This is a genomic window from Polyangium sp. 15x6 (assembly GCF_029960785.1).
In the GTDB taxonomy this organism is placed as follows: Bacteria; Myxococcota_A; Polyangia; order Polyangiales; family Polyangiaceae; genus Polyangium.
This window is the reverse complement of the sequence record NZ_JASBQE010000022.1, coordinates 50,702-62,881: the sequence shown is the minus strand read 5'-3', so window position 1 is coordinate 62,881 and position 12,180 is coordinate 50,702. Positions and strand designations below refer to the sequence as shown.

Below are 12,180 nucleotides of genomic sequence, written 5' to 3'. Positions count from 1 at the left end.
GTCAGCGCACGCGAATCACTCGAACTCGAAGAGGGGCTCGCCTTCCTTCACGGCCTGCTCCTCTTTCACGAGGACCGTCGTGATCGTGCCCTCGTCCTCGGCCTCGACGGGCATCTCCATCTTCATGGACTCGAGGATCGCGACGGTCGTCCCTTCCTCGATCCTGTCGCCGACCTTGACCTCGATCTTCCACACGTTGCCCGTGATGTGCGCCTTGATGACCTTTGCCATGGGGCGGCGACGCTAGCGGAGGTCCGTCGCGATGGGAAGCGTGGACGAACCGGTCCTCGGGTGCGCCCCGCGTCCGCGGCCGCGGCTGATCCCGGAAACGGCGCGGTCGTCAAGCGGGAAAACGCAGATTGGGGCCCTCGGGCACGGAGTTCACCCGTCTTCCGGGACGAAAATCCGAGGCGGGGCGACCCCTCGGGAAAAGAATCGACTCCACCCAATTGACAGGCATCTTGAGGAGTTGATACCGACAGGCGCCGCGGTACTCTCACATTGGCGGGTGTCCTCGGAAAGGTGCGGTCGTGCTGTCGAAGCACGGCGGTCCTCCCCCGGGGCGAACGGCGAGCGCGCTGCTTTCGAAGGAGCCACGACGCATGTCCGAACAGAAGGAAAGCTCGGTCCTGTTCTCCCTCAAGGAGCTCATGAACCTCGAGGAGGACCGTATCAAGCAGGAGGAGGATGCGAAGGCCGCCGCTGCGGCCGCCGCAGAACGAGCCCGGCTCGACGAGGAACGCCGGAAGCGCGACGAAGAAGAAGCGCGCATCCGGGCCGAGGACGAGCGCAGGGCTCTCGAAGAGCGCAAGGCCCGTGAAGAGGCCGCGCGTCTCGAAGCGATCCGTCAGGCCGAGGTCGAGAAGGCCCGCGTCGAGGCCGAGCAGAAGGCCCGCCTCGAGGCGATGAACGCGCAGCAGCAGCACGAGCGCAAGCTCGCCGAGCTGCAGCACGACGAGTCGAAGAAGAAGCTGCGCAAGACGCTCTACGGCGTGGTCGCGGCGGTCGTCGTGCTCGGCGGCGCCACGGCGGGCATCATCATCAACCAGAGCCAGAAGGCCGAGCAGGAGCGCCAGGCCCTCGCCGATCAGGCGCGGCAGGCCGAGGAAGAGCGCAAGAAGGCCGAGCAGCAGGCGAAGGAGCAGCAGCAGAAGATCGACAGCCTGCTCAGCCAGCTGACGAGCGCGAAGGACGAGGCGACGCGTCTCGCCCTGCAGAAGCAGCTCGACGAAGAGAAGGCGAAGCAGGACGCGGCCAAGAAGGGCGGCGGCGGTGGTGGTCGTCCGGCAGCGGGCGGCGGCGCGGCCAAGCCCTGCAACTGCGCGCCCGGCGATCCGCTCTGCAGCTGCCTCTGAGAAAAGCGAGCGGCCCGCGCAATCGCAGGCGCGGGCCGCCGTTTGCATCACCCAGGTGCAAACGCATGAAGCGCACGGCTCCCGAGACGGCCCGGGACACCTCGTCCAGCGGCCCATCCCCCTCCCCTCATGACCCCGAAGAAGCCCCGATGAACGACGCGACGAGGCGGCTCGTCTTCCCGCTCGATTACGGCTCGCTCGACGAAGCCCGGGCCGGCGCGCGTGTCGTCGCTCCCTCCGTCGGCGTGCTCAAGGTCGGGCTCGAGCTCTTCGTGCGCGAAGGGCCAGCCGCGATCGCAGCGTGCCACGATCTCGGCCGGGACGTTTTTCTCGATCTGAAGCTGCACGACATCCCGGAGACCGTGGGCCGCGCAGTGCAAAGCGCAGCGGCGCTCGGGGTCCGGTACCTGACGGTGCACGCACATGGAGGCCACGCGATGCTCGAACGCGCAGCCGAGGAAGCCGCACGCGCAAGCGCGCCGCTCACGATCCTCGCGGTGACGGTGTTGACGTCGCTCGATGGCGCGGATCTCGCGGCGCTCGGTTTGTCCACATCGCCCGCGGAGCAAGCAGCGCGGGTCGCGCGGCTCGCGTGGGACGCAGGCGTGCGAGGGTTCGTCGCATCCGCGTCGGAGGCGGCTACGCTGAGGAACGCGCTCGGTCCAGAGGCGCTGCTCGTCACGCCGGGGATCAGGCCCGCAGGCAGCGCGGCCGGAGATCAGAAGCGGATCACGACGCCGGCGCAGGCGATCGCAGCAGGGGCGGATCTGCTCGTGGTCGGGCGGCCGATCCGCGACGCGGCAAGCCCGCTCGACGCTGCACGTTCCGTCGTGGCCGAGATCGAAGGTGCACTCGCCATGAGGGGCGCATGAGCCGACTCGTTTACGGTCTGCAACCAGTGCGCGAAGCCGTGCGCGTGCACGGCGACGCGCTCGAGCGTGTCGTCGTCGAGCAAGGCGGGAGCCCCAAGATCCAGGCCGTCGGACGTTTCGCCGAAGGCCGCGGCGTCCGCGTCGAGACCGCGCCACGCGCCGAGCTCGATCGTCGCACCGGCGGCGGCAGGCACCAGGGCGTCGTCGCAGTCGCGCCGGATCTCCGGATCCGCGGTGTGGATCAACTCGAGATCGAGCCGACGTCCATCGTCGTCGCGCTCGACGGGATCATGGATCCGCAGAACTTCGGAGCGATCGTGCGCAGCGCCGTCGCGCTCGGCGCCACGGGGATCGTCTGGCCCGAGCACAGCTCCGCGCCCCTCTCGCCGGCGATGTTCCGCGCCTCCGCAGGCGCCATCGAGCACGCCACGCTCTGTCGCGTTTCGTCCCTGCCGGAGGCGTTGCGATCCCTCGCAGATCGAGGCGTCACCGTGATCGCGCTCGACGCGCAGGGTCCAACCACGCTCGGTGCGGTCGATCTACGCGGGCCCGTGGCGATCGTGATCGGCGCCGAGGACAAGGGCGCGCGCAAGCCCGTGCTCCGCGCCTGCCAGCACATCGCGCGTCTGCCGATGGCAGGGCCGATCGGATCGCTCAACGCCTCGGTCGCAGGCGCGCTCGCGCTGTACGAGGTCCTCCGCCAGCGGCAGGTGCCCGCCTGAGAGGGGGGGCCGCAGGGACGCGCGTGCGCGGCGGGGCGTTGCCCCGCACCCCAGCAGGGGGCTGTCCGCCCCCTGCACCCCGGACCAGCGCAAGCGCTGGACCCGGGGTCGATGAACTGCGCGATGCGCAGTTCATCGAACAGGCCGTGGCAAGACCACGAGCGGCCTTGCCAGCTGAAACAGCGGCGGTGCCCTACGTGCTGGGGACGTCTTCCCTGTCGACAGCGCGCATCGCGCGCTGTCGCCCCGCGTCCAGGGCTTGCCCTGATCCGGGTCCAGGGGCGGACAGCCCCTGGTCGGGTCCGGGGTGAAACCCCGGCGCTACGCTGCGGCGCTCATCGTCCTCGCTGCCGTGCCGCTTCGGCTCGCGCTTGCGCTTGCGACGGAGCTCTCCCCCGACGAGGCGTACTACCTCGCGGCTGCGCGTGCGCCGGGACTGCTCCCGCCGCTCGTCGACCACCCGCCGCTCGTCCCGCTCCTGCTCCGGCTGGTGGATCGGCTCACGGCGTTGCCGGTCGAGTTCCGCGTCCGGCTCGTACCGATGGCGTTTTCGCTTGGGCTCTCGATCGCCACCGTGGCCCTCGCGCGCCGCCGTGGCGCGGATGCTTCTGGGCAGAACCTCGCGGCCTTCCTGTCGAGCTTTGCGCTCCTCCCGGTCGCGGGTGGCTTCGTCGCCACCCCGGATGGCCCGGCCCTCCTTGCCCTCGTCCTCGCCTTGTTCTGGGCCGACCCCGCGCCCGAGACCGCTGCCGCGCCCCTCCCACGCAGGCTCGCCTCCGCGTTCGGCCTTGGGCTCCTGGGGGCTGCGGGCGCGCTTGCCAAGGTCGTCGTCCTGCCCCTCTTTCCGCTCGTCGTCGTCCTGGCTGCGCGCCGCCGCCTCGGCGAGCGCCTCCTCGCCCTCGTGCCCCTCGCCCTCGCTGCTCCGCTCCTCGCCCCGAGCCTCGCTTTCCAGCTCCGGCATGCCTACGCACAGCAGGCGCCCTCGTTCACGCTCCTCGGTGCCCTCGGGGCCCTCGCCGCGGCTGCGCTCGCCCAGGTGCTCCTCTGGACTCCGTGGCCTATCTTCCACGGCGCCCGCGCCCTCCGCGCCTCCCCGCTTGCCGACCGGGCCGTCGTCCTGCTCATGACGGCCCTCGTCGCTGCCTCGGCCCTCGCGCGGGCCGTGCCCCCCGAGCCGAACTGGTATGCGCCTTCGGCTTTGATCCTCGTCGTCGCGTTCGCTCGGACTGGTAAGGATTTGGCCCCGCGCGCGCGACTTGCCATGCTGCTCGCCGTCCTCGTGCCCACGGCGATCGCGGCCGCGCACACGATCCATCCTTTTTTGCCGCTGCCGCTCCGAGCCGATCCCACCGCCCGCCTCCACGGCTGGCGGACCGGGGACGGGCCTGTCGACGCGCCGGGCGTCGGCCCTTATGGCGCCGCCGCGGAGCGATGTGTGTACCAGGAAACGTGTTCAGAAATAAACGACTACTTCCGGGCACTTAACGAGTAACCTTCAACGTTCTACTTCATCACCGAATTTGACTGAACGAGCGGCCAGGGAATGGCCCTGTTCGTTCGTTTCAAGCGAATGACCCTCGCGCGTCGGAAGATCGCCGAATTGTTGATCAAATTCGCATACTTGGACATGCCGCCCGGAGAAACTTCTCGCATTTCGCGGAGATAGTTCAGGCGATACGCGAAGGGAGGCCGGCCGGCCGCCAAGCGCGCGATATCGATCCGGTTCTCCCGGGAACCGGCTCGAAGCAAGATGGACCACATCGGGTTTGGGAAGACGAACCCGTTTCGCGTGCGCGAACGTGAGCCGGTCGGCAGGACGAACGTTCAGGAAGTGGGGCGGGTGCGTCCGAGGACGCGGGCGAAGCGCGCGAGGGCCTCGTCGACGTCGTCCGCGGTGGTCTCCTCGCCAAGCGAGATCCGCACCGCCGCGAGCGCACGCGCCTCGCCCACCATCGCCGCGAGCACCGGCGAAGGTTCGGCCGTGCCCGCGCTGCAAGCCGACCCGCTGGAGACGGCCACCCGCTCGAGGTCGAGCGCCGCGCAGAGCTCCTCGCCCCGCCAGCCCGGAAAAGAGAGGTTCGTCACGTGGGGCGCGCGCTCGGCCGCTCCGTTGGGCACGGGTTCGGCTCCGGACGCGCGACCCAGCCGGACGAGCTCGGCCTGGAGGCGATCCCGGAGCGGCGCGAGCTCGGCATAACGGTCGGGCGTTCGTCGGGCCCGCTCGGCCGCGACGGCGAACCCCGCGGCCGCGACCGGATCCTGCGTCCCCGGCCTGAGCCCGCGTTCCTGCGAGCCGCCGTACAAGAGACGCGACAGCCGCACCGACGGCGCCGTGAGCAACGCGCCGATGCCCTTGGGCCCCCGGATCTTGTGCGCGGCCACGCTGACGAGGTCCGCGCCCTCGAAGGTCGAGCGCGGCAGCTTGCCCACGGCCTGCACGGCGTCGACGTGGAGGAGCGCGCCTCGCGACCGGCAGAGCGAAGCGACGGCCGCGACGGGCTGGATCACGCCGGTCTCGTGGTTCACGGCCTGGAGCGCGACGAGCCGCACGGAGGCCCCGGCCGAAGCCGCGCGATCCATGGCCTCGGCCATGGCCTCGGGCGCGATCCGCCCCGAAGGCTCCGGATCCACCCACGACACGAGGACCCCACGCGCGGCGAGGTTCTCGGCGAACCGGACGACGCTCGGGTGCTCGATGCGGCCGACGACGAGCGCCGGCTGCGCCGAACCACCGCTCACCGCGGCGAACGCATGGTGGAGCGCGAGGTTGTTCGCCTCGGTCCCGCCCGACGTGAGCACGACGTCGCGCGGATCGAACCCCACGAGCGCGGCGACCGCCTCGCGCGCGTCCTCGACCCGCGACCGCGCTCGCCGCCCTGGCCCATGCACGCTCGCCGGGTTGCCCCACGACGAGGTCGCCGTCTCGACCATCGCGGCGACGACGTCCGGGTGCGGCGGCGTCGTCGCGTTCCAGTCGAGGTAGACGACCCTCACCGCTCCTTCTCCGCGTCCGGCGACGGCAGCTCGCCCGGCGCGCGCTGCGCGACCGTCAGGGAAAACGCCGCGCCGCCGAGCCGCACGCTCTCGATGATCTCGTTGCAGGGCGAAGCGAGCTTCAGCTCCCCGCCGAGGCCGCGGGCCGTGCGCCGCGCGATCGCGAGCCCCACGCCCACGCCCCCGTGCTCGCGCGTGACCGAGCCGTCGACCTGGTAAAACGGGTCGAAGATCCTCTGCTGCTGATCGGGCGGGATGCCCGGCCCGGTGTCGGCCACGCAGACCTCGTAGTGTCCCGAGGCGAGGCGCGCCACACGCACGCCCACGGTGCCGCCGGACGGCGTGAACTTCGCCGCGTTCTCCAGGAGATGGACCATCGCGCGCTGAAGCCGTCCCGCGTCGCCCCAGCCTGGGAGCGGGCCACGCGGGAGATCCTCGACGAGGTGGATCCGCGCCTCGGCGAGGTTGTCCGCGACCTGCGCGACGGCACGCCGCGTGGTGTCGAGGAAGTCGTAGTCGACGTGGATGAAGCGCATGCGCCCCGTCTCGAGCCCCGTCACGTCGAGCAGGTTGTCCATGAGCGAACGCAGCCGCCGGACGCAGTCGTCCATCGCGCGGAGCGCCTTGCCCTGCGCCCGCGTGAGCGGCCCGAGCTCCTCGTCGAGCAAGAGTTTCACGTAGCCGACGATCGGCGTCATCGGCGTCGCCAGCTCGTGCGAGATGTTCCGGTAGAACTCGGTGCGGGCGGCGTCGAGCTCACGCAGGCGCGCGTTCGCCCGGCTGAGCTCGGCGACCTTCTCTTCGAGGTGCTGCACGATGCGCTGGCTCTGCTGGCGCAGCCGTACGGCGCCCGCGGAGACGGGCATGTTCTCGCGCGTGCCTTGCTGGATGTAGCGCTCGATCACGGTCGCGAACGAGCGGGCGTCGATGGGCTTCTGCAGGAAGCCGTCGCAGCCGACGGCGAGGCTCGTCTCGCGATCACCCTCGGCCGTGATCGCCACGATGGGCACGCCCGCGAGTTGCGGCTCGCCGCGCAGGCGCAGCGTCACCTCGAACCCGTCGAGCCCGGGGATGTTGAGGTCGACCAGGATGAGGTCGGGCGCCATGCCGCTGACCGCCAGCCGGACGCCCTCGAGCCCGTCGGCAGCGTCGATCACCTCGTGGCCTGCCTTCTGAAGAAGCTTGCGCACGAGCAGGCGGTTCGCGGGATCGTCCTCGATGTGCAGGATTCGGGGCATTCTCGGGGTCATCGTACCCCGACCCGGGCGAGCTTTCGCTGCAAACGCGCAGGTTGACGGCCGGCCGGACGTCGGCAATACGTGCCGGCCATGCGCCTGCGTCTCCTCCCGAACATCGCGCTCCTCTTCGTGGCCACCGGTTGCTGCAACGCGGGCTCCGATTCGAGCCAGAACGCTTTGCCGGCCGAGAGCGCCGCGGCCCCCCAGCCCTCGGCCGCGGCGCCGAGCGCGCCGTCCGCCGCCGAAACGCCCGCGCCCGCACCCACGGCGGAGCGGCAAATCGCGGGCGCCGCGCACATCCTCGTCGCCTGGAAGGGCGCCGAGCGCGCGCCGAAGACGGTGACGCGCTCCAAGGAAGAGGCAAAGAAGCGCGCCGAGGAAGTGCACAAGCTCGTGAAGGACGGCAAGCAGACCTTCGAAGAGCTCGTCGCGAAGTACACGGACGACGAGATCTCGAAGGCCGCGAACGGCGCCATCGGCAACTTCGAACGCAACGCGATGCCGCCGGCGTTCGCAGACGCGACCTTCGCGATGGAGGTCGGCGCAATCTCGGACGTCGTCGAGACGCCCCAGGGCTTCCACATCATCAAGCGGACCAGGTGACCATGTCTGAAGGGGAGGCAACGCAGGATCCGAGCGCCGAGGATGTCGCGAAGAGCGCCGATGCCGACGAGGCGAACGCGCAAGAAGGCGAAGCCAAGGGCGTGGCCACGAAGGTGAAGGCGAAAGCCAAGGCCAAGGCCAAGGACGACGCCAAGGCGTGGAACCCCGTGGGCGCGCTGCCGGCGAAGCAGGCATACGCGCTCGCGACGCTGAGCGGCTTGCTCTACTTCCTCGGCTTCCCGGGCATCGACATCTGGCCGCTCTCGCTCGTCGCGCTCGTGCCGCTCATCGTGGCGCTGCGCGGTCAGCCCGTGCGACGCGCCGCGGGGCTCGGGTGGATGGCCGGCTTCACGATGACGATGACCGGCTTCTACTGGCTCCTGGAGATGCTGAAGGTCTTCAGCGGCTTCCCGGTGCCGCTGTGCATTCTCTTCATGGCGATCCTCTGCGCCTACCAGGGCGGCCGCATCGCGCTCGCCGGCTGGCTCTACGGACGCGCCGAGACGCGCGGCTGGCCCGCGCCGCTGGTCTTCGCGCTCGCCTTCGCCGCGAGCGAGCTCGTCTTCCCGCTGCTCTTCCCCTGGTACTTCGGCGCCTCGGTGCACAACGCGCCCGTGCTGATGCAAGTCGCCGATCTCGGCGGCCCGATCCTCGTCGGCCTCGTGCTCATCTGCGCGAACCTCGGCCTCGCCGAGATCATCCTCGCCTGGCGGAAGAAGGAGAAGGCCGACAACCGCATCGTCGCGATCGGCATCGCCGTCCCGCTACTCGCCGCCGGCTACGGATTCCTCCGGGTTCGTACGATCGGCCAGACGATGGCGGAGGCAAAGAAGGTGCGCATCGGCATCGTGCAGGGGAACATGGGCCTCTTCGATCGGAAGAACGCCTACCAGGTCTACGTGAACCGCACGAAGGAGCTCGCGAAGTCGAAGGAGGTCGATCTCGTCGTGTGGAGCGAGGGCGCCGTCCCCGCCCCGCGCACCGTGACCGAGGCGAGCTACAAGGACGAGGTCCAGAAGAGCCTCACGAAGCAGCTCGGCGTGCCGACGATCGTGGGCTCGGTGCTGCGCACGCCGCCGAGCACGCCGGGCGGCCGGATGACGTACTTCAACACGGCGCTGATGGCCGGCGACGAGGGCAAGATCCTCGGCCGCTACGACAAGCAGTACCTGCTCGCGTTCGGCGAGTACCTGCCGTTCGGCGACATCTTCCCGGTGCTCTACAAGTGGTCGCCGAACTCGGGCCACTTCACGCCAGGCACGTCGCTCGACTCGATGCCCTGGGGCGAGCACAAGATCGGCGCGCTCATCTGCTACGAGGACATCCTGCCCTCGTTCGTGCAAAAGCTCGTGAAGCACGGCGATCCGGATCTCCTCGTGAACCTCACGAACGACGCATGGTTCGGCGACTCGACCGAGCCATGGATCCACCTCGCCCTGGCAAAGCTGCGCGCCGTCGAACATCGTCGCTTCCTCGTCCGCGCGACGAACAGCGGCGTGAGCGCAATCGTCGACGCAACAGGACGCGTCGTCGTGCACGGCGGCACCTTCCGCGAGGAGACAATCCTCGGCGAGGGCCGCTTCATGCGAGCCTGGACGCTCTACGGCGCCATCGGCGACGTCCCGTGGTACCTCGCAACCGCGGCAATCGCGGCGATGGGGATCTGGAGCCGGCCGAAGCGCGCAGCGGCGAAGGCCGCTTAGGACACCGCGCTGGGGCGTTGCCCCAGACCCCACCAGGGGCTATCCGCCCCTGGACCCGGACCAGCGCAAGCGCTGGACCCGGGGTCGATGAACTGCGCGATGCGCAGTTCATCGAACAGGCCAGGTCAAGACCGGCTACGACCCTGCCAGCCAAGACCGCCGTGACCGGCAACGCTGTCTCTGGTCTTGCCACCGGCTCGTGGAAGAACCGCGCATCGCGCGGTTCTTCCAACCCGAGTCCAGGGCTTGCCCTGGTCCGGGTCGAGGGGCGGATAGCCCCCGCGGGGCCCGGGGCAGAGCCCCGGCGCGGCGCCCCCGCTCTAGCTCTTCTTGCGCGGAGCCTTCGCCGACGCAGGCTCGGGCGGCGGCGTCACCGGGCTGCTCCGGTATGGCAGCGTCGTTCGCAGCACTTCGCGCGGGATGTGTGGCACTGGCACGTGGGGTCCTGATGCGACCATCTCCTTCTCGATGGCGTCGATTGTCTCGGATCCGAGCCTTCGTGCGGGCTCGACCGAGATCTCCGGGGACGTGTCTCGTCCGCGCCGTGACCTCCTGCTCGACACGGCCGGCGCCATCTCGCCTGCTTGCGCCACCTTCTCGGCTGCGCGGTTGATCATTGGCTCGATCGCGCGGAGGCCGATTCGAAGCGCGTTCACCACTCGCCGCGCCTCCGTGCCGCCTCGCACGACGAGACAGAGCACCGCCCGGTTGGCTGCCACGCCCACGTGACAGTCGAGCCCCAGCGTCCCTGCGCGTGACACGAGCTCGCCGTGTGCGAGCTTGACCAGGACCACGCGATCCGTGCCTGCCACGACGTCTGCGGCTGACGAGAGCGTCTTCCGCGCTCCCTCGGGGATCTCCCGCGGCCCTCCCTTCGTGACGAGCTCGCCACGACGGGAGAGCACGAACGCATAGAGCGCGTCCGCGTCGACCCGGACACGCTCCACGACGTCATCGAGTTGCGACATTGCCGCCCAGTCTACCAGGGGCGGCCACTGCCGCGTCGAACAACCTCAGTACGACTTTGCGAACACCACCCGCTGCCGGCTCGGCTTCCCGGACACGATGCAGCGCCCCTCTTCCTGCAGGTCCTTCGCGTCCGCGACCCCGTCGATCCCTGCGAGCGGGATGCAGCGGATCGTCACCTTGAACTTGTCCTTCAGATGCGCCTCCACCTCCGGCTCGCCCGACCAGTGCGCCAGCGCGAAGCCGCCGTGGATCTCGGGCTTGTCCTCGTTCTTCGCCGTGAAGAACTTCTCGAACTCCTTCATGTCGTCGATGCGCTTCGTGTTCGCGGCGCGGTGCTGCTTCGCCTTCGCGAGCAGACCGTTCTGGATGTCGGCGAGGATCTCGGGGATCTTCGTGACGAGCTCGGCGCGCCCGAGCGTCGCCTTGTCCTTCGTCCCGCGATCGCGGCGCGCCACCATCACCACGTTCCCGTCGACGTCGCGCGGACCGATCTCGATGCGGATCGGCGCGCCCTTCTTGATCCACTCCCACTGCTTGTCGCCGCCGCGGATGTCGCGCTTGTCGACCTCGACCTCGATCGGCCGACCTGCGTAGCTCGTATTGCGAAGCTCTGCTGCGACCGCGTCGACGTACTCCATCACCTTCGCCTTCGTATCGTCGCCGCGCAGCACGGGCAGGATCACCACGTGCGCCGGCGCGAGCCGCGGCGGCAGGATCAGCCCGTCGTCATCTGCGTGCGTCATCAAGAGACCGCCGATGAGCCGCGTCGACACGCCCCACGACGTCGTCCACGCGTACTCCTCGGTCTCCTTCGCCGTCTGGAACTTGATCCCGCTCGCCTTGGCGAAGTTTTGCCCGAGGAAGTGCGACGTCCCGGCTTGCAGCGCCTTGCGGTCCTGCATCATCGCCTCGATCGCGTACGTATCGACCGCGCCGGGGAACCGCTCGCTCGCCGTCTTCGGCCCCTTGATCACGGGCATCGCCATGAACTCCTCGGCGAACGTCCCGTACACGTCGAGCATCTGCATCGTCTCGGCGCGCGCCTCCTCCTCCGTCGCGTGCGCCGTGTGCCCCTCTTGCCAGAGGAACTCCGCCGTCCGCAAAAAGAGCCTCGTCCGAAGCTCCCAGCGCACCACGTTCGCCCACTGGTTGATGAGCAGCGGCAGATCCCGGTAGCTCTGCACCCAGCTCGCGAACGCCGCGCCGATGATCGTCTCCGACGTCGGACGCACGATGAGCGGCTCTTCGAGCTTCGCCTCGGGATCCGGCACGAGCCCGCCCTCGGGCCCGGCGACGAGGCGGTGGTGCGTCACGATCGCGCACTCCTTCGCGAACCCCTCGACGTGCTCCGCTTCCTTCTCGAGGAAGGACTTCGGGATGAAGAGCGGGAAGTACGCGTTCTTGTGGCCCGTGGCCTTGAACATCCGGTCGAGCTCGCGCTGGATGTTCTCCCAGAGCGCGTAGCCCCACGGCTTGATCACCATGCAGCCGCGCACCGGCGAGTTCTCGGCGAGATCGGCGGCGCGCACGACCTGCTGGTACCACTCGGCGTAGTCCTCGGCGCGGGTCGGGGTGATGGCAGTCTTCGGGGCGTCATTCTTGGCCACAGCGCGTTCCTCCGCGGCCGCCTCTATCACTTTTCCGGCGAGAGGGCGAACAAGCGAACGTGGGCCGCCTGCAAAGTTGCCCCAAACCCCTCTCCGAAAAACGGGAACCGTGATAAC

Annotated in this window: 11 protein-coding genes; 6 read left to right on the top strand and 5 right to left on the bottom strand. The window is 69.6% G+C overall.

Features of this window, described 5'->3' with window-relative positions:
• Positions 1 to 15 precede the first annotated feature (15 nt).
• Positions 16 to 231, bottom strand: coding sequence for a biotin/lipoyl-binding carrier protein (locus QHF83_RS18300; protein WP_282419147.1), 216 nt, complete (start codon positions 229 to 231; stop codon positions 16 to 18).
• Positions 232 to 602: 371 nt separating this feature from the next.
• Between QHF83_RS18300 and QHF83_RS18295 the strand changes: the two genes are divergently transcribed.
• The 4 genes from QHF83_RS18295 (at position 603) to QHF83_RS18280 (ending at position 4,441) form a co-directional block, all read left to right on the top strand.
• On the top strand, positions 603 to 1,355 hold the full coding sequence (locus tag QHF83_RS18295) for a hypothetical protein (protein ID WP_282419146.1): 753 nt from the start codon (positions 603 to 605) through the stop codon (positions 1,353 to 1,355).
• 149 nt (positions 1,356 to 1,504) lie between these two features.
• Positions 1,505 to 2,227, top strand: a complete 723-nt coding sequence (gene pyrF / locus QHF83_RS18290) for an orotidine-5'-phosphate decarboxylase (RefSeq protein WP_282419145.1) — start codon at positions 1,505 to 1,507, stop codon at positions 2,225 to 2,227.
• Entirely contained in the window at positions 2,224 to 2,949 is a 726-nt protein-coding gene (gene rlmB, locus QHF83_RS18285; RefSeq protein ID WP_282419144.1) for a 23S rRNA (guanosine(2251)-2'-O)-methyltransferase RlmB, read from the top strand. Before pyrF ends, rlmB begins: the two co-directional genes overlap by 4 nt.
• Positions 2,950 to 3,256: 307 nt before the next feature.
• Positions 3,257 to 4,441, top strand: coding sequence for a hypothetical protein (locus QHF83_RS18280; protein WP_282419143.1), 1,185 nt, complete (start codon positions 3,257 to 3,259; stop codon positions 4,439 to 4,441).
• Between the two features lie 332 nt (positions 4,442 to 4,773).
• On the opposite strand, the gene QHF83_RS18275 is transcribed toward QHF83_RS18280, so the two are convergent.
• On the bottom strand, positions 4,774 to 5,943 hold the full coding sequence (locus tag QHF83_RS18275) for a cysteine desulfurase family protein (RefSeq protein WP_282419142.1): 1,170 nt from the start codon (positions 5,941 to 5,943) through the stop codon (positions 4,774 to 4,776).
• Entirely contained in the window at positions 5,940 to 7,181 is a 1,242-nt protein-coding gene (locus QHF83_RS18270; RefSeq protein WP_282419141.1) for a hybrid sensor histidine kinase/response regulator, read from the bottom strand. The genes QHF83_RS18275 and QHF83_RS18270 overlap by 4 nt, the downstream gene beginning before the upstream one ends.
• A 90-nt stretch (positions 7,182 to 7,271) precedes the next feature.
• Between QHF83_RS18270 and QHF83_RS18265 the strand changes: the two genes are divergently transcribed.
• Together QHF83_RS18265 and lnt are read left to right on the top strand one after the other, a co-directional pair.
• On the top strand, positions 7,272 to 7,784 hold the full coding sequence (locus QHF83_RS18265; protein ID WP_282419140.1) for a peptidylprolyl isomerase: 513 nt from the start codon (positions 7,272 to 7,274) through the stop codon (positions 7,782 to 7,784).
• Between the two features lie 2 nt (positions 7,785 to 7,786).
• Positions 7,787 to 9,487 carry an apolipoprotein N-acyltransferase gene (gene lnt / locus QHF83_RS18260; protein ID WP_282419139.1) on the top strand — a complete coding sequence of 567 codons (1,701 nt, stop codon included), beginning with the start codon at positions 7,787 to 7,789 and terminating at the stop codon, positions 9,485 to 9,487.
• A 320-nt stretch (positions 9,488 to 9,807) separates the two neighbouring features.
• Here lnt and QHF83_RS18255 read toward each other — a convergent pair whose 3' ends face one another.
• Both QHF83_RS18255 and proS read right to left on the bottom strand, forming a co-directional pair.
• Positions 9,808 to 10,455, bottom strand: a complete 648-nt coding sequence (locus tag QHF83_RS18255) for a hypothetical protein (RefSeq protein WP_282419138.1) — start codon at positions 10,453 to 10,455, stop codon at positions 9,808 to 9,810.
• Between the two features lie 45 nt (positions 10,456 to 10,500).
• Positions 10,501 to 12,063: a proline--tRNA ligase gene (proS, locus tag QHF83_RS18250; protein ID WP_282419137.1), complete on the bottom strand. Its 1,563-nt coding sequence runs from the start codon at positions 12,061 to 12,063 to the stop codon at positions 10,501 to 10,503.
• Positions 12,064 to 12,180 lie beyond the last annotated feature (117 nt).